Raw genomic sequence first — 16,482 nt, 5'->3', positions numbered from 1 at the left:
TTCCAGTTATTGGTCCCCCCTGCCCTCCGCTTGTAATCGTGGAAATCTAAATGTCTCTTGCCTACTTGGTGAAGCGGCTTGTCTATCTGTTGATCACTGCCCTTGTGGTATCGATCATCGTCTTCGGCATCACCCAGATTCTACCCGCCAATGCAGCCCAGATGCTGCTCGGTGAATTCGCCACGCCCGAAGCCCTGGCCGCGATCGAGGCCCGTCTCGGTCTCGACCAGCCGGCCTATCGGCAGTATCTGGATTGGATCGGCGGCGTTCTGGTGGGTGACTTCGGCACATCACTGCGCACCGGCCTGCCTGTCGGCCCGACTGTCGTCGACGCCATGAGCCGGTCCCTTACGCTCGCGGGTCTGTCCCTGCTTATGGTGACGATCGTCGCTATTCCCCTCGGCGTGCTCGCCGCCGTGTATCAGGGCCGCAAGATCGACCTCGGAGTCAGCCTGACGTCCTATATCGGTGTTTCTCTGCCCGAGTTCGTGCTCGCGACCCTGCTGCTGGTCTGGCTGACCCGGCCTGAACTCGGCTGGTTTCCCGCCAGCGGTTACGTGCCTTTCGCGGACGATCCTTTGAAAGCACTTTGGCACTTGGCGCTGCCGGTTCTTACGCTGACCATCGTCCTGACCGCGCATGTGATGCGTATGGTGCGTTCGGAAATGGTCGATGTACTGCACAGCGATTACGTGCGCGCGGCAGACCTGCGGGGCCTTCCCCGGCACTCTGTGCTCTTCAGGCACGCCCTGCGCAATTCCCTTCTGCCGACGATCACTGTGCTGGCACTGGATGTCGGCTATCTGATCGGCGGCATTATCGTGGTTGAGGAAATCTTCGCCTTCCCAGGTGTTGGTCGACTGCTGATTGTAGCGGTACAACAGCGCGACCTGCCGCTGATCCAGGCCGGTGCGCTAATCATGGCCATGACCTACGCGTTCTCCAATCTTCTTGCCGACTTCGCCTATGCTTATCTCGACCGTAGGATTCAATATGATTGAGGTGCTGAAACGTCTGCTGAGCCACCCGCAGGGTGCAATCGGGCTTGGCCTCGGCGCCATCCTCATCCTCGCGATGGCCTTTGGACCTCTGGTCGCACCTTATGATCCAGAATCCTTCGACTATTCTGCGAGACTGGTCGGCCCAACGGCCAATCATTGGATGGGAACCGACCAGTTTGGAAGGGACATTCTGAGCCGCCTGCTCTGGGGTGCCCGCTCAACCGTCCTGCTTGGATTCACCGCCACGCTGATCGGCACTTCATTGGGCGCAGCCGTCGGTATCCTCTCAGGATTTCTAGGTGGATGGATTGACGATGCGATCATGCGGGTCGTCGACGCCACAATGGCGATCCCCAATCTGCTTTTCGCCCTGTTGATTGTGACGGTTTTAGGTCCGAGCGGACTAAACGCAGTCATCGCGATCGGCATCGCCTTCGCACCTGGCATGGCACGGATCGCCAGAAGCGTCACCCTGGCTACGCGGAACCATGATTATGTGTCAGCCGCCGTCGCGCGCGGCGAGAGCGCCGCTTATATCATGGCGCGCGAAATCCTGCCCAACATGGTGGCACCAGTGATCGTCGAGGGCACCATTCGCGTCGCCTTCGCGATCATGCTTTTGGCCACTCTCAGTTTTTTGGGACTTGGTGCCCAGCCGCCGGCGCCGGAATGGGGGCTGATGATCGCCGAAGCCCGCGGTTTCATGTTCCGTAACGCCTGGACCATCGTCTGGCCGGGGCTCGCGATCGCCACGGTCGCCATCGCCTTCAACCTGCTGGGCGACGGACTCCGCGACGTACTGAACCCGAGGACACGATGACGGATCCGGCGCAAAATCCCGTCTTGCAGGTCGGCAACTACAGCCTGTCCTACGAAACTGCAGGCGAGCCATTTCGGGTTCTGGAACAAATCGACCTGACCATCGGTGAAGGTGAGATTTTGGGTTTGGTCGGCGAGTCAGGTTCGGGCAAAAGCTCACTTGCCTACGCTATCATGCGCAGCCTGCAAAGCCGGGCCCTGGAGAGCGGTAACATTCTGCTGTCAGGCAATGATTTGATCGGCATGGCACAGCAGTCGCTGGAAAACATCCGTGGCAAAACAGTGGCCATGGTGTTCCAGGACCCTGGCGGATCGCTCAATCCCACTCTGACGCTTGGCGCGCACATTGCTGAGGTTTTGGCGTGTCATCGCGGATTAACCGGCGAAGAGGCAATCAGGGAAGCCCACCGGCTTTTGGAAATGGTTGGTCTCCCGGATCCGGATCTAATGTTGGAAAAGTATCCCCACGAAGTTTCCGGCGGAGAAAAACAGCGGATCGTCATTGCAATTGCCTTCGCCTGCAGTCCGGATCTGATTCTCTTCGACGAACCCACCACCGCGCTCGACGCCACAACCGCCGTCAATATCCTCGATCTGTTCCGGCGGCTGCAGGAAGAAACCGGCGTTTCCGCCCTCTTCATCTCCCACGATTTGGGGACCGTAGCAGAGATTGCGCATCGGGTCGCCGTGATCTACGCCGGGCGTATCGTCGAAGACAGCCCTGTTGATACTCTGTTTCGGGAACCGCGCCATCCCTACACGCGTGCCTTGCTGGCCAGCCTGCCGCGACCGTCGCAAAACGAACGAGGCGGGACACTCCTGACCTTTCCAGGCCCGCTGCCAGACAGGCAGGGTCCAAAGCCGCCGTGTGTTTTCGAAGCACGCTGCCCCTTTGCAACTGACGCCTGCCGTGAGCACGCGGTTACCCTGACGGAAGACAGCGGTCATTGGACAGCCTGCCTAAGATGGCACGACGTCCTCCCATTGGACATGAGCTCTCAGACCAATGAAGTGGTCTCCGGTTCTTCGAAAAAAGCACAGAGTTCCAACACGCCTGTACTGACAGTTGAAAACCTATCTGTGCGGATCGGACGTTGGAGCCTTCTAAGTCGCCTCACTGGCGGCAAGGCCCGGATTGTCCATGCCGTCAGCAGCGTGGATCTGGCGCTACAATTCGGCGAAACTTTGGGCCTGGTTGGCGAATCGGGTTGCGGAAAATCGACCTTGGCTCGCGCGTTGAGCGGCCTGCGTGACTTCGAAGGATCGATCCGCTTCGATGGCTGTGAGATCACGGGTCCGGGCGCAATGGATAAGCAGTATCGCAGCCGCGTACAGATGATCTTTCAGAACCCGGACTCTTCACTTAATCCCCGTCAAAAGGTCGGCGCAATTCTGGGTCGCCCCCTGAAACTCTATAAGAACCTCACAGGCAGCGGACTCGATACGCGGATCGAGGAGCTTCTGACCCAGGTGCGGCTGCCATCACACTACGCGAAGCGCTATCCCCACGAACTTTCCGGCGGCGAGAAGCAGCGCGTTGCGATCGCCCGGGCGGTCGCGGCCGAGCCTGCAGTGATCATCTGCGACGAAATCACTTCCGGTCTCGATGCCTCCGTCCAGGCCTCGATCGTCAATCTTCTAAAGGAAATTCAGGCGCGCCTCGGCATTGCCTATCTCTTCATTACCCATGATCTCAATCTGCTGCGCTACATCGCCGACCGCGTCGCCACCATGTATCTGGGACAAATCGTCGAGCTTTCCGCCGCAGGTCATCTCACCGCACCGCCTTATCATCCCTACACTCAGGCCTTACTCAGTTCTGCGCCCACCTTGGACCCGGAGATCGACGTGCGGCGTGTGCGGCTTGGTGGCGTCATGCCCACGCGTACCGAAGAAACCATCGGTTGCCCCTTTGAGAGTCGCTGTCCAAAACGGATTGCAGGCTGCTGTGATTCGCAAACACCACCCATCCAGGAATTCGGCGATAGCCACTGGCTGCGTTGTCATCTCGCACAAGACATCCTACAGGCCGAACCGCCAATCTGGACGGCACACCAAACAACGGAAATGAAAACACCCAAGGAGACGCCGCGATGAAGTACCAGGAGATACTGGAAACAATCGACGAGTCCGCCTGTGTCGATTTTCTGGCGCAGATGGTGCGTCACAAAAGCTACACTGAGACCGAAGGCGAACGCGCCCTTGCCGCCTTTATGCGCGATCAGATGCAGACGCTGGGCTTAGAGGCTGAATTGCAGCCGGTTGTCGATCAGCGGGTGAACGCCATCGGCACCTATCGCGGTACTGGCAACGGTAAAAGCCTGCTGTTCAACGGGCACCTGGACACCAATCCAGTCACCGAAGGCTGGACTGTCGATCCCTGGGGCGGGCTGGTGGAGAACGACTGTATTTACGGCATCGGTGTTTCCAACATGAAAGCCGGTGATGCGGCTTTTTTCTGCGCAGTGCGCACACTGGTGCAATCAGGGGTCAAACTGAAGGGCGATGTCGTGCTTACCTTCGTGGTGGGTGAGCTTCAAGGCGGCGTGGGCACGGTTCGTGCTATTGAACAGGGGGTTAAAGCCGACTATTTCATCAACTGCGAACCCACCGACCTGGCGGCCCTCACCCTGCATGCCGGCGCCTTTAATTTTATTATCGAACTTGAAGGTATCACCCGCCATATTTCAAAGCGCGAAGAGGCCGTCGATGCGGTCGCCGCTGCTGCTGCGCTGGTGCCACGGATCAATGCCATGACCTTTTCCGGCGCAGCCAATGATCTGCATCTTTCAGTCAATCGCGCCAATGTTGGCGTCTTCCGCGGCGCCCTGTCCCGGGAATTCCATGAATGGCGACCGCCGCAGATCGCCGACTTTGCGCTGCTGAGCGGCACCGCCCGCTACGCTCCCTCGCAAAGCCGGGAGTCGGTGCTCGCTGACTTCCGGGTCGAACTGGACAGACTGGAAGCCGAATACCCAGGTCTCAAAACCAAGGCTTACGCTCAGGAAGCCAAGACCAAACGGCCGAGCATGTCGCCTTTCGAAGTGGCGCCTGACGCTCGCATCGTGAAGACCTTGAACAGTGCGTACCGCAACCTGCGAGGTGAAGAACAACCGACGGGGGCCGTACGTCCACCGGCATTCTACGGCACCGATGCAGCGCATTTTTACCGTATGCTCGGCATGGAAGGTATCGTCTGCGGCCCTGGCGGTAAGTATAATACCATGCCCGACGAGCGTGTGGAGCTCCGTGACTACCTGGATGCGGTGCGGCTCTATCTGATCGCGATCCTGGAGATCTGCGAACTCGATCAGAATTAATCTGCGAGACCAGACAGAAAGCCCGTTCCCGGCGCGCAGTTCACATATTCGGCGAACAGGCTGTGCGCTGGCAGGACTGAGACTTCGTGCCAGTAACGCGACTTCATTGCAGGGCCATAGCGCGGCGCAAACTCCAGGAACGCGTTGAAGATGGCAAGGTGCGTCGGATGATGCTCCGACCAGCGTTCCAGATCGGCCAAAGAACGAAAATAGGCCAGACCGAAGGTGTGATCCGTCGCGCTGCCGGTATCGTCGACGAAGGCCATATAGCGGCAATCCAGGCAGTTCACCTCCTCGCCCTCATCGCGCAAAAAGGCCATTCCTTTGCGAAGGACCGGTTCAACATCGGCGTAGTATTCACGGCGTTCGATCCCATCGACACCGCCAAGATCCTGTCCGGAACGAATCACCGCGACATTCTCATTCGGTCGCACGACAATCCGGTTCGAGACCTGCTCAAGGATTTCGACACTGCCTGAAGGATCTAAGGCATCTCCTGCCGAAGCAGGGAGCCGATCACGCATACTGCCCCAATAGGCATGCCGATCGATAGGATCGCTCACCCCTTCACGCGCATGAGCCACGCCGACAAGGTGGGTCGGATCGGAATGCAGAGTCTCGAAACGTTCCACTGGAATGTCGAAGACTTCTCGGAAAACGCCATATCCCAAGCCATCAAGCGAGTGCCGCGCCCAATAGGCTTTGAAGGTCGGATGGTCGAAGAAAGACGTCAATGCTCCAGACTTCAGCCAATAGCCGGTTGCGACCAGCTGGCTGCGCCCCGCGCTGTCGCATTCGCAAGCGGAGAGGTCGACGTGGTTTGCCACACCGGTTTCCCGCATCAAGGCCGCAAGGCCAGATGCAAATTCAACGGCAAGAAGCAGATCCTTCGCATCGAACTGACAACCCATAACCGCCATGGAGGCCGCAGAGGCATTCTCCCCCAGTTCCGACATGAAGGAAGGATAGGGCGGCACCCAATCCGGCGGCATTCGCAGCGGATGGCGCCGTTCGTCAAGGCTGTCGTCGTGACTATCCGGTGGCATCGCTGCTCTCCTGGGCACCACTGTCCGTGGTGATCTCTTCAGCCTCCGTTGAAAGCGCAATTCCCTCTTCGAAAGACATCACAACGGGATTGGGACGTTGATTGAACATCAAGCGAAAAACGTCGGGTCGTGAATAGTGGCCGACGGGATCGGCGGCCGCCTTGGCATAGGCGATCATGCCGAGATTGATTTCCGCGATCACCAACCCCTCGTCGCTTTCGCCAAGTGGCTCTCCCAATGGAGCTCCGTCGGGTCCGAAAATGCGGGCAAACCCTCCCCCCGGCTGCAAAAACTGTTGCTTGTCGGGCGTATCGCAGAGCTGTTCGTACATTTCCTGGGAGACGGTCGCGCAGGAAGCCAGAACAAAACACTGGCCTTCCGCTGCATACATCTGGCTGGCCGAAGTGTTCAGCTCCGGACCGAGTGCATAGGCCGCGCCTTTATAAAGGCTGAAGCTGGGCCAGGAAGCGATGTGGATCTGCTCGTTCTGGCTAAACATGGCATATTTGGTCAGGGGCTGCAGGTGCTCCCAGCAGCAGAGTGCGCCAATCCGGCCAATGTCCGTATCGTTGACCCGCATGTCGCTGCCGTCGCCTTCGCCGAACACGGTCCGCTCCACATGGGTCGGCTTCAGTTTACGGCGGCGAGACACGACCTCCCCCGCCGGACCATAGTGCCACTGTCCCATGTAAAGACTGCCGCCGGCTCTTTCCGAAACTCCCATAACAACATGCATGCCGTTGCGCTTCGCCGCCTCTTTCAAGGCATCGTCCTGCGCGCTGCCGGCTTCGATCGCATTTTCGAAATAGCGGCCGACAAATTGCATGCCCCAGGCGGGTGCACCGAGCCAGATCCACCAGGGATAGCCAGGTATCCAGGTTTCCGGGAAGGCGATCAATTTGACGTCCTGAGTCCCGGCTTCATCGATCAGGGCAATCGCTTTCTCTACAGTTTTGTCGAGGTCGAGGAATTTGGGCGCCGCCTGCACGGCGGCAACTTTGATGGCTTCAGGCATGATTAGCTCCCAGTAGTTCTTCCTTTGGTTCATCCAATGAAGGGCGGTTCACGTTCTCGATTACGTCCGTCAAGACCGGTCGCACTCTGAGGAAACTGGTTCGATAGACAGTTTCTCCAGATTTCACGCCGCCTGCTTAGGCAATCGGGCGGAAAAATTTGTGTTTTTGAGCTCTCGATCTTAGTCTTTTGCCTTCGGGCCGAAAGCGAGGGTGAAGTTCAGGCTTCCCCGGGGAAAGGCAGTGCCGATGCGGTTCAGCACCAGCGATGTCAGAGAAGGCGAGCGTTTTTCCTATTGGCGCGACGCGGTCTGTGACGCCTACGTCCAACTCGGCTGCGAGTATGACCGGCGCGAGGGTTTCCGCGGTGAAATCAAGCTCGAAAGGCTTTCTAAGCTCTCCATTTCCCGCGTTTCAGGTGATTCCCATCGAGTCTATCGCCGCAGAAGGGATATCGCCCGATCCTGTGACGCCTTCTTTCTGTTAAGTCTGCAGACGAAAAGTGAGGCGTCCGTCTCGCAGTTCGAGCGGGCAGCCGATCTAAAACCCGGAGACTTCGCGCTCTACAGCAGCCTGGAGCCTTACGCGCTAAAACTGACCGACAGATTCGAACAGCTGGTGGTTCAGGTTCCACGATCAGAGCTCTTGATGCGCCTGCCTTCAGCGGACCTGCTAACGGGTCGGCCGGTCAGCGGTAAATCTGCGATCGGCCAGCTTGTCGGCAAAGGCATCGCTCAAATCGCCGCAGCAATCAATCAGCCCGACCGAAGCGTTCAAGGTCACATGCAGGACGCGATCATCGACCTCATCGCCGCAGGTCTGGCATCCGTCGACAACGTAAAATACGAAATGAGCCTGCCCGAACAGCAGCTCATAGCTCGCGCAAAGGCTTTTGTTCACAAAAATCTCAGCAATCCGGATCTGGATAGAAGAATGGTTGCGGCGGCAATGGGCATGTCAATCCGGCGTCTGAGCGAGATTTTTTCCAAGGAAGACGCATCAATCGCAGCTTATATCCGCAGATCGCGATTGGAGAAAATCGCCCAAGATCTGGGTGATCCACGCCTATTGTCACTCTCCATCAGCGACATCGCGATGCGCTGGGGTATTAACAATTTTCAGCACTTTTCGCGGATTTTTAAAGACCGCTTCAGTCTCTCACCGCGGGAATACCGGGCTCGGGCAAAATCCAACGGACACAATTGAACGGAATTACTTGGCGGATAGGCTCGAACGATGTTCAAAATCGATGCCTGTGCGATGAGCCGACTGCTTGCCTCGCGTGCCTAAGAATATGGCGGAGGGGGTGGGATTCGAACCCACGGTACCCGCAAAGGCACAACGGTTTTCGAGACCGTCCCGTTCGACCACTCCGGCACCCCTCCGATCCGCGGAACCTGGGTCGAAACGGCCGATCCGCGAAGCGGCGGGACATTAGCCCAACGCTTGCGCGCCTGCAAGCGGGCAAATCACCTTCTGGCAGCAAATCCACGAGGTCTATATATAGAAGACTCAACACCCCGAGAATCATGACAAGGACAAGCCGTTTCCAACATGCCTGATGCCGCAGATCTTCTGAAACCCAGTGCGCGCGGAATGAACGTGACAAGACTGCCTGCGATCCCGGTTCACGATCTGGACGCGCAGTGGCCCGAGAAGCTGTTCCAACGCGAAATCGAACGAGCCAAGTCCCTGCTTGCCGCCGGCAGCGGACATTTTCCGGATTTTGTGGTCAAACAGGCCGACCGGCTGTCGCGGAGCTGGCTTCGGCGCTCAGGTAATCCCTACCTGGACGAAATCGATGCAATGAATGCCAAGCTGGACGCACCAGGCATCTATTTTCTTAACGTCAACTACGAATGGGGCTGCACCTCTGGCGTGACCGAGACTCCGGAGGGCGGAAATCTTTTGCGCCGGGTACTGGACTGGCCGCTCGACAGATTGGGCGCTGATGTGGTTGCCGCCCGTTGTAATTCGTCTGCGGGACGTTGGGTCAATGTGACCTGGCCCGGCTTTACCGGCTCAATCCAAGGTATGGCGCCCGGACGCTTCGCCGCTGCAATCCATCAAGCTCCGATGCCTCGCAGAACGCCGATCATGCCTTTAGATTGGCTCATCAACCGCAGGCGGGTCTGGAACAACAAGGCCATCCCGCCGGCTCATCTGCTGCGGCAGGTCTTTGAAAGCTGCACGAACTATGCAGAGGCTAAACACCGCCTAATGGAAACTGAGCTCGCTCTTCCATCTATTTTTCTACTGAGCGGCATCGAAGACCATGAGGGGTGCGTAATCGAACGCAGCGAGACCAAGGCTTTTGTGCGTGAATCGCCCGCTTCAGCCGGAAATCACTGGCAATCCAGGCAGGCCAGGGCCAGCGCGCGGGGTGATAACAGCGATTCTCGCAGCGCTGCCATGCTGGCACGGCAAAAATCCAATGACATGCGTGAAGGGGTCGAATCGGCCTTTGACTGGCTGAAGCCGCCTATTCTAAATGACACAACACGCCTTGTTATGGTCGCCAACGCCTCCAAGGGCGACTTGTTGGTGCAAGGCTTTGAAAAGTCCAGACACAGCACCGGGACAGGATCGGGCATGGGTGGGGCCGAAGGGGTCACGGAAATACTACATTTAGAGTGCGATCGCTCTTAACGGAACGGCAAAAGAGCGTAAACATCACTCGGACCACGCGACTTAAAGGCTGTTTCACGTTTCTTGCTGATTCAGTGAAAAACGATCAGACTCCAGACTTGCTGTAAGTCCTGGGGATCAGGAGAAAAGCGCTTCTACGGAATGCCCTGAAGGGACTCCTAAAATCCTTGCGGGAAAAGCGTTGACAGGGCGTTCGCCATAGCTATATTCCGCGGGTCCGGCGGGGCCGCATCTGCGGTTGCCGCCCATTCGTTCACGCAAAAAAAGCCGGTAAACACCGACATGTTCGCAGTCATCAAAACAGGCGGCAAGCAATACAAGGTCGCCAAAGACGATATCGTTGTCGTCGAAAAGCTCGAAGGTGAGGCTGGTGCCTCCGTTGCCCTCGATTCGGTCCTCATGCTCGGAGACGAGAACAATGTGACCACGGGAGCTCCCTTCGTCGAAGGCGCATCCGTTTCCGCCGAAGTGGTCGAGCAGACCCGAGGCGACAAGGTCATCGTCTTCAAGAAGCAGCGCCGGCAGAATTACCGCCGCAAGAACGGTCACCGTCAGGATCTGACCGTTCTTAAGGTCACTGACATTCTGACCGACGGCAAGAAGGCCGCAAAAGCAGCGCCGAAGAAAAAGGCCGCTCCCAAAGCTAAAGTCGAAGAGCCCAAGGCTGAAGCCGAGGAAAAACCGGCCCCCAAGGCTAAAGAAGAGGAGTAGGACTCCATGGCACATAAAAAAGCAGGCGGTAGCTCCCGCAACGGTCGCGACTCGGCCGGTCGGCGACTTGGCGTCAAAAAATACGGTGGCGAGCTGGTGATTCCCGGCAATATCGTCATTCGTCAGCGCGGCACGCAGTTCCATCCCGGCGACAACGTTGGCATGGGCAAGGACCACACGATCTTCGCGAAGATCGAAGGTCACGTGAGCTTCCGGCAGAAAGCCGGTGGCCGCACCTACGTGTCGGTGCAGCCGAAGGCCTCTTAAGGCCCCGCCTCTCGGTTTAAGTCCGAGGGTGATAGAGTTTCAGGGGGAATGGCATGCCATTCCCCCTTTTTCGTGTTTGATCTAAAGTATCGCCGGCTTGTTCCGGATCACTACTGGGCGAAAGGTCCAACTAAGCGATGAAGTTCCTCGACGAGGCCAAAATCTTCATCAAGAGCGGTGACGGCGGCAATGGCTGCGTCAGTTTCCGGCGAGAGAAGTACGTCGAGTTCGGCGGGCCCAACGGCGGCGACGGCGGTCGTGGCGGCGATGTCGTGTTCGAGGCGGTGAACGGCCTGAATACGCTGATCGACTTCCGTTACCGGCAGCATTTCAAAGCCAAGCGGGGAGAAAACGGCAAAGGCCGCGATATGACCGGCGCCGGCGGCACCGATCTGATCATCAAGGTGCCGGTCGGTACCGAAGTCCTCTCGGAGGACCGCCAGGAAGTCATCGCCGATCTCACCGAAGAGGGCCAGCAGGTGACCATGGCCAAGGGCGGCGACGGCGGATTCGGCAATGCCCGCTTCAAGACCTCGACCAACCGGGCACCACGTCGCTGCGACCCCGGCTGGCCCGGCGAAGAACACTGGTTCTGGCTGCGCCTGAAGCTGATCGCGGACGCAGGTCTGGTCGGCCTGCCTAACGCAGGTAAGTCGACCTTCCTCTCAGCGGTCTCACGTGCCAGACCAAAGATAGGCGATTATCCCTTCACCACGCTGCATCCGAATCTGGGTGTGGTTTATTTCGGCGGCGAAGAATTCGTCATCGCCGATATCCCTGGATTGATCGAGGGTGCGCATGAAGGCCACGGTCTGGGCGATCGGTTCCTGGGTCATGTGGAACGCTGTGGCGTGCTGCTGCATCTGGTGGATGCGAGCCAGGATGATTTTCTGGAAGCCTATAAGACCGTCCGCACTGAACTGGCCGCCTATGGCCGGGAGTTGCACCACAAACCGGAAATCGTGGGCCTCAATAAGGTCGACGCTCTGACCGAAGAAATGCGCGAAGAGCGCAAAGACGCGCTCGAGGACATTGCAGTCGGTGAAGTTCGCTTGCTATCGGGTGTTTCCGGCGAAGGGGTCCAGGAAGTATTGGCTGGACTGTTCGAACATATCGCAAAAGACCGCGAGGAACGCGCCGAAGACGACCAGCCCCGGCAAAATGCCTGGGATCTAAACTGGGACGCCCCTGAGGCGCCTGAAGACCAACTAGCACCTGAAATGGAGCCCGATTCGGAGACCTCCGAACCGTGAGCCAAACTCAGAAAACTATGGCGGCCGGCCCCCACGGCCTCGTTGGCTGCAAATGCGTTGTCGTAAAGATCGGTTCAGCGCTGCTTGTCGATGATGCCAGCGGTCAGGTGCGCCGAACCTGGCTGGATGCTTTGACCGACGACGTCGCTGCTTTGGTAAAAGCCGGCACCGAAGTCATTCTGGTCTCCTCCGGCGCCATCGCCGTCGGCCGTCGACACCTCGGCCTAAGATCCGGTAATCTCAGACTCGAAGAGAAACAGGCGGCCGCTGCCAGCGGCCAGATCCTGTTGGCGCATGCTTACCAGGAAGCCCTGGCGCGCCATAGCGTGACCGTCGCTCAGATTTTGCTGACCCTTGGCGACACCGAACAACGTCGGCGGCATCTGAACGCCCGCAACACCTTGATGACACTGTTGCGCCTAGGCGCCGTTCCGGTGATCAACGAAAATGACACGGTAGCCACCAGCGAAATCCGCTTTGGCGACAACGATCGGCTTGGCGCCCGCGTTGCCGCCATGATGAACGCGGACGTGCTGGTGCTTCTTTCCGATATCGACGGCCTCTACACCGCCGATCCCAAACGTGATCCGAGTGCGGAGTTCCTGCCGGAAATCACGGCGATTACGCCCGAAATAGAAGCCATGGGCGGCGATGCCCTGCCCGGCTACAGCTCCGGCGGCATGGTGACCAAGCTGGCTGCAGCCAAAATCGCTGTCGGCGCAGGCTGCAAGATGGTGATCACCGATGGGCGCCGGATGAACCCGCTTGATGGTCTCTCCAATGGCCAACGTGCCTCCTGGTTCCTCTCGGATGTCGAACCGCGGACAGCGCGAAAACGCTATATCGCCGGTGCGCTACAGCCGCAGGGCCGGCTTCGCCTCGACGACGGTGCCGTAAAGGCGCTTAAAAGCGGCAAAAGCCTGCTTCCGGCGGGCGTGACGGCCGTCGAAGGAAATTTTCAAAGGGGAGACTCGGTTACCCTGCTCGCGCCTGCGGGTGAAGAAATTGCTCGCGGCCTGGCAGCCTATTCGGCCTCCGACGCCAGCCGCATCATCGGTTTCCAGAGCGGCGATATCGAGGCGCGCCTGGGCTACCGGGGACGGGAAGAATTGATACACCGTGACGATCTTGTCTTGATGTAAGGTCAATTGGGTCGTCAAAATAGGTTTAATGATGAACGAGGATCGGAAGATGACCGTCGAAACCGCCGTATTGCGTGACGATCTCGTCAACGAAATGACTGAGTTGGGCCGTGCCGCCCGTGCCGCAACGTCTGAACTGGCACTCGCCGGGCCGGCGCAGAAGGACGATGCTTTGAGAGCAGCGGCTGATGCCCTTCGCGATCAATCCGACGTCATTTTAGCCGCCAATGCAGCTGATATGCACGCTGCCGAAGCCAAAGGCCTGTCTTCAGCCATGTTGGACCGGCTGCTTCTGACTCCCGAACGCATCGACGCCATGGCGCAGGGCCTCGAAGCCATTGCAGCCTTCCCTGACCCCCTCGGGCGGGTACTCGACGAGCGCGATCGGCCGAACGGCCTGCGCATTACCAAGATTGCGGTCCCTTTGGGCGTCATCGGAATCATCTATGAAAGCCGTCCTAACGTGACGGCAGATGCCGGCGGGCTTTGCCTGAAATCAGGTAACGCGGCCATTCTGCGTGGCGGATCGGAATCCGCCAACTCCTCGAGCGCGATCCTGGATTGCCTGCAAGCAGGCCTGCGGCAGGCGGGCCTGCCCGAAGCGGCGGTTCAACGCTTGCCCACCACGGACCGCGCCGCCGTCGGAATTATGCTGACCATGAACGAGCACATCGACCTGATCGTGCCGCGCGGTGGGCGTGGCCTGATCGAACGTGTTCAGCGCGAGAGTCGCATTCCGGTCATGGCACACCTGGACGGACTCTGCCACACCTACATCCACAATGACGCCGATCCTCAGATGGCCCGGGACATTGCCGTGAATGCGAAAATGCGGCGTACCGGCATCTGCGGTGCAACCGAGACCTTGCTGGTCGATCGTTCCGCTGTCGAGAGCCACCTGCCAGATGTCCTTAAGGGTCTGATATCAGCCGGTTGTGAAATTCGCGGCGACGAAACCGTGCAAGCGATGCAGATCGGGACGCCGGTCAAGGAAGCTGTGTCGAAAGATTGGGATACTGAATATCTGGATTCGATTATCTCCGTAAAAGTCGTCGACGGCCTGGAGGATGCGGTTGCGCACATCAATCACCATGGTTCTCATCACACCGAGGCGATCATCACTGAAGATCAGACTGCGGCTCAGAAATTCCTGGACAGGGTCGACGCCGCCATCGTCATGCACAATGCCTCGACCCAGTATGCGGACGGCGGCGAGTTCGGTATGGGCGCCGAAATAGGCATATCAACGGGTAAACTCCATGCCCGCGGGCCCGTTGGGGCGGATCAGTTGACCAGCTACAAATATGTGGTGCGCGGACAAGGTCAGGTTCGTCCATAGTTTGGGCTCGGCGGTGCGATTAAAGGTTGACCAGTGAGCTTTGGAATGCCCAGGGACGACACAGCGCCGCGGATTAGAAGGCAGCGGGGGGATACTGCAAAAGCCGGAGCAAGCAAAATCACTGCGCCCCGGAGTAAACGTACCTTATGCCAGCCCAGTCTCGCGCTCATGGGTCGCATGCTCGGCGGGCATTTGCCGGCGCCTGGACAGCGAATCGGTCTTCTTGGTGGTTCATTTAATCCGGCACACGAAGGCCATTTGGCAATTAGTGAAGAGGCGCTGCGCCGCCTTGATCTCGATGAAATCTGGTGGCTGGTTTCGCCGCAAAACCCTCTAAAATCAGCAAGCGGCATGGCGCCACAGGAAGCTCGCGCAATACGTGCGGCCGCCTTAATCCGGCATCCGCGAATCAGGGCCACAATGCTGGAACGGGAACTTGGCACGGCCTACACGGCCCAAAGCCTGAGACTTCTTGTCAAACGCTTTCCAAGGGTGCATTTCGTATGGTTAATGGGAGCTGATAATCTGGTTCAAATCGATCGCTGGCAGGATTGGCACAAAATCTTTAACACCATGCCCATTGCGATTTTTGACCGTCCGACCTATTCTTTAAGAGCGTTGGCTGCCATTGCAGCCCGGCGTTTTGCCCGGTACCGCAAGCGTGAAAGCGAGTCGAAACACCTAGCGGACCGGCGGCCACCCGCCTGGGTATTCCTCCATAACCGGCTGAATGCCCAATCATCCACAGCGATGAGGGCGGCGCAGGAACGGGCAACCACGAGTGTTCGCAGCGCGATATGCGCTTCGGACGAAGGCAAGGACTGAGAAACGGAGACATAAGACCATACTAAGAGAAACCAAGGCCTCCAAGGCCGGTAAGCAGGACGCTTTGGCGTCCAGCAAGCATCTGCTCCAAGTGGTCCAGTCATCCCTCGAAGACGACAAAGCGGAAGATCTTGTCGTTATCGAGCTAGCCGACAAATCCAGCATCGCCGACTACATGGTCATCGCCAGCGGTCGTTCACAAAGACAGGTGAGCGCCATGGCGGATCATTTGAGCCGGGCGCTGAAGTCGGCCGGTGTGACTGGCACCAAGGTAGAAGGTGCTGAACGTTGTGACTGGGTTCTGATCGACGGTGGTGACGTGATTGTTCACCTCTTCCGTCCGGAAGTACGCGCCTTCTACAATCTTGAGAAGATGTGGGGTGTCGATCTGCCGGAAACGGTCGCGAGCGCTGGCACGGCCTAAGACGCTACGGCGCAGATAGCGCGCCGCGGCCGGAAAAGCCTGCATCATTCGCACGCTAACGCGAGCGAAGAGCGTTAAGTATGATCTGGGTACAACCTTAATCGCGATGGGAATGATACCGGCACAGGTGTGTAATCTTCGCCAAGCCTCCTTCCCTGAGGCACACCCCAGCAAACGCTTTCAGCGATATTACTGGCACGAGCAAAGCAATGCGCATAACTTTGGCTGCGGTGGGCAGAGATAAGTCCGGACCGACGCGCGACCTCTATCAGCATTACGTAAAACGTTTGAGCTGGTCGTTCACGTTACGCGAGGTGGAGGAACGCAAACCTTTACCCGCCACAGCGCTGAAACTTCGGGAGTCGAACCTGTTGCGCGACGCCCTTCCGAAAGGAGCGACCCTCGTTACTCTTGATGAACGCGGTAAGAACCTATCAAGCCAGGAGTTTGCTCAAATGATCGGTCATTGGCGCGATAACGGTGTACAGGACCTGGCCTTTGTGATTGGCGGGGCGGATGGTTTGCATGAAAGTCTGCGCGACACAGCAACACGCAGTATCTCATTTGGCCGTATGACCTGGCCACATATGATGGTCAGAGCCTTACTGGCCGAACAGCTTTACCGGGCACAGTCCATCCTCGCCGGACACCCCTATCATCGGGAATAAACTTG

Annotated in this window: 15 protein-coding genes, 1 tRNA gene and 1 pseudogene; 14 read left to right on the top strand and 3 right to left on the bottom strand. The window is 58.2% G+C overall.

Annotation, left to right across the window (positions count from 1 at the left end; translation table 11 throughout):
- Positions 1-50 precede the first annotated feature (50 nt).
- From QMZ18_RS04780 to QMZ18_RS04765, 4 genes are read left to right on the top strand one after another with little or no spacing between them, the layout of a single operon-like run.
- Positions 51-1,001 carry an ABC transporter permease gene (locus QMZ18_RS04780; RefSeq protein WP_282605080.1) on the top strand — a complete coding sequence of 317 codons (951 nt, stop codon included), beginning with the start codon at positions 51-53 and terminating at the stop codon, positions 999-1,001.
- Complete coding sequence (locus QMZ18_RS04775) at positions 994-1,821, top strand: ABC transporter permease (RefSeq protein WP_282605079.1); 828 nt, start codon at positions 994-996, stop codon at positions 1,819-1,821. The genes QMZ18_RS04780 and QMZ18_RS04775 overlap by 8 nt, the downstream gene beginning before the upstream one ends.
- A complete protein-coding gene (locus QMZ18_RS04770) occupies positions 1,818-3,917 on the top strand; it encodes an ABC transporter ATP-binding protein (RefSeq protein ID WP_282605078.1) in 2,100 nt (699 codons plus the stop codon). The genes QMZ18_RS04775 and QMZ18_RS04770 overlap by 4 nt, the downstream gene beginning before the upstream one ends.
- Entirely contained in the window at positions 3,914-5,140 is a 1,227-nt protein-coding gene (locus tag QMZ18_RS04765) for a M20 family metallopeptidase (RefSeq protein WP_282605077.1), read from the top strand. Before QMZ18_RS04770 ends, QMZ18_RS04765 begins: the two co-directional genes overlap by 4 nt.
- On the opposite strand, the gene QMZ18_RS04760 is transcribed toward QMZ18_RS04765, so the two are convergent.
- Together QMZ18_RS04760 and QMZ18_RS04755 are read right to left on the bottom strand one after the other, a co-directional pair.
- Complete coding sequence (locus QMZ18_RS04760) at positions 5,137-6,186, bottom strand: phenylacetaldoxime dehydratase family protein (RefSeq protein ID WP_282605076.1); 1,050 nt, start codon at positions 6,184-6,186, stop codon at positions 5,137-5,139. The genes QMZ18_RS04765 and QMZ18_RS04760 overlap by 4 nt on opposite strands.
- Positions 6,173-7,201, bottom strand: coding sequence for a carbon-nitrogen hydrolase family protein (locus QMZ18_RS04755; protein WP_282605075.1), 1,029 nt, complete (start codon positions 7,199-7,201; stop codon positions 6,173-6,175). Before QMZ18_RS04755 ends, QMZ18_RS04760 begins: the two co-directional genes overlap by 14 nt.
- Positions 7,202-7,448: 247 nt before the next feature.
- On the opposite strand from QMZ18_RS04755, the gene QMZ18_RS04750 reads away from it, so the two are divergent.
- Entirely contained in the window at positions 7,449-8,405 is a 957-nt protein-coding gene (locus QMZ18_RS04750) for a helix-turn-helix domain-containing protein (protein WP_282605074.1), read from the top strand.
- A gap of 89 nt (positions 8,406-8,494) precedes the next feature.
- Here QMZ18_RS04750 and QMZ18_RS04745 read toward each other — a convergent pair.
- Positions 8,495-8,584: transfer RNA gene (locus QMZ18_RS04745), tRNA-Ser, on the bottom strand.
- A 169-nt stretch (positions 8,585-8,753) separates the two neighbouring features.
- Between QMZ18_RS04745 and QMZ18_RS04740 the strand changes: the two genes are divergently transcribed.
- The 9 genes and pseudogenes from QMZ18_RS04740 to rlmH all read left to right on the top strand — a co-directional run bounded on the left by QMZ18_RS04740 (position 8,754) and on the right by rlmH (position 16,477).
- Entirely contained in the window at positions 8,754-9,848 is a 1,095-nt protein-coding gene (locus tag QMZ18_RS04740) for a hypothetical protein (RefSeq protein ID WP_282605073.1), read from the top strand.
- A 282-nt stretch (positions 9,849-10,130) separates the two neighbouring features.
- Positions 10,131-10,433 (top strand): annotated as a pseudogene (gene rplU / locus QMZ18_RS04735) (50S ribosomal protein L21); the annotation flags it as partial.
- Positions 10,434-10,565: 132 nt separating this feature from the next.
- Positions 10,566-10,826 carry a 50S ribosomal protein L27 gene (gene rpmA / locus QMZ18_RS04730; RefSeq protein WP_282605071.1) on the top strand — a complete coding sequence of 87 codons (261 nt, stop codon included), beginning with the start codon at positions 10,566-10,568 and terminating at the stop codon, positions 10,824-10,826.
- A gap of 137 nt (positions 10,827-10,963) precedes the next feature.
- Entirely contained in the window at positions 10,964-12,079 is a 1,116-nt protein-coding gene (gene obgE / locus QMZ18_RS04725) for a GTPase ObgE (RefSeq protein WP_282605070.1), read from the top strand.
- Positions 12,080-12,096: 17 nt separating this feature from the next.
- The gene (proB, locus tag QMZ18_RS04720; protein WP_282605601.1) at positions 12,097-13,221 is read left to right on the top strand and encodes a glutamate 5-kinase; all 1,125 of its coding nucleotides are present in this window, start codon (positions 12,097-12,099) and stop codon (positions 13,219-13,221) included.
- 31 nt (positions 13,222-13,252) lie between these two features.
- Positions 13,253-14,560: a glutamate-5-semialdehyde dehydrogenase gene (locus QMZ18_RS04715; protein ID WP_322097167.1), complete on the top strand. Its 1,308-nt coding sequence runs from the start codon at positions 13,253-13,255 to the stop codon at positions 14,558-14,560.
- A gap of 168 nt (positions 14,561-14,728) precedes the next feature.
- Positions 14,729-15,385 (top strand): nicotinate-nucleotide adenylyltransferase, encoded by a 657-nt coding sequence (locus QMZ18_RS04710; protein WP_322097130.1) that lies wholly within the window; start codon positions 14,729-14,731, stop codon positions 15,383-15,385.
- A gap of 64 nt (positions 15,386-15,449) precedes the next feature.
- A complete protein-coding gene (rsfS, locus tag QMZ18_RS04705) occupies positions 15,450-15,809 on the top strand; it encodes a ribosome silencing factor (RefSeq protein ID WP_282605068.1) in 360 nt (119 codons plus the stop codon).
- Between the two features lie 209 nt (positions 15,810-16,018).
- Positions 16,019-16,477, top strand: coding sequence for a 23S rRNA (pseudouridine(1915)-N(3))-methyltransferase RlmH (gene rlmH / locus QMZ18_RS04700; protein ID WP_282605067.1), 459 nt, complete (start codon positions 16,019-16,021; stop codon positions 16,475-16,477).
- Positions 16,478-16,482: the final 5 nt, after the last annotated feature.

Source organism: Pelagibius sp. Alg239-R121 (genome assembly GCF_947331435.1).
GTDB lineage: Bacteria > Pseudomonadota > Alphaproteobacteria > Kiloniellales > Kiloniellaceae > Denitrobaculum.
Note: the sequence above shows the minus strand (reverse complement) of the source record. Positions and strands in the feature narration are given on the sequence as shown.

Excerpts from the sequence above, each read along its gene's own strand:
- QMZ18_RS04775 (WP_282605079.1), top strand. The coding sequence starts at position 994 with ATGATTGAGGTGCTGAAACGTCTGCTGAGCCACCCGCAGGGTGCAATC.
- QMZ18_RS04750 (WP_282605074.1), top strand. The coding sequence starts at position 7,449 with ATGCGGTTCAGCACCAGCGATGTCAGAGAAGGCGAGCGTTTTTCCTAT.
- rpmA (WP_282605071.1), top strand. The coding sequence starts at position 10,566 with ATGGCACATAAAAAAGCAGGCGGTAGCTCCCGCAACGGTCGCGACTCG.
- rlmH (WP_282605067.1), top strand. The coding sequence starts at position 16,019 with ATGCGCATAACTTTGGCTGCGGTGGGCAGAGATAAGTCCGGACCGACG.
- QMZ18_RS04780 (WP_282605080.1), top strand. The coding sequence starts at position 51 with ATGTCTCTTGCCTACTTGGTGAAGCGGCTTGTCTATCTGTTGATCACT.
- QMZ18_RS04760 (WP_282605076.1), bottom strand. The coding sequence starts at position 6,186 with ATGCCACCGGATAGTCACGACGACAGCCTTGACGAACGGCGCCATCCG.
- QMZ18_RS04715 (WP_322097167.1), top strand. The coding sequence starts at position 13,253 with ATGAACGAGGATCGGAAGATGACCGTCGAAACCGCCGTATTGCGTGAC.
- QMZ18_RS04755 (WP_282605075.1), bottom strand. The coding sequence starts at position 7,201 with ATGCCTGAAGCCATCAAAGTTGCCGCCGTGCAGGCGGCGCCCAAATTC.
- obgE (WP_282605070.1), top strand. The coding sequence starts at position 10,964 with ATGAAGTTCCTCGACGAGGCCAAAATCTTCATCAAGAGCGGTGACGGC.
- QMZ18_RS04770 (WP_282605078.1), top strand. The coding sequence starts at position 1,818 with ATGACGGATCCGGCGCAAAATCCCGTCTTGCAGGTCGGCAACTACAGC.
- QMZ18_RS04710 (WP_322097130.1), top strand. The coding sequence starts at position 14,729 with ATGGGTCGCATGCTCGGCGGGCATTTGCCGGCGCCTGGACAGCGAATC.
- QMZ18_RS04740 (WP_282605073.1), top strand. The coding sequence starts at position 8,754 with ATGCCTGATGCCGCAGATCTTCTGAAACCCAGTGCGCGCGGAATGAAC.
- proB (WP_282605601.1), top strand. The coding sequence starts at position 12,097 with ATGGCGGCCGGCCCCCACGGCCTCGTTGGCTGCAAATGCGTTGTCGTA.
- QMZ18_RS04765 (WP_282605077.1), top strand. The coding sequence starts at position 3,914 with ATGAAGTACCAGGAGATACTGGAAACAATCGACGAGTCCGCCTGTGTC.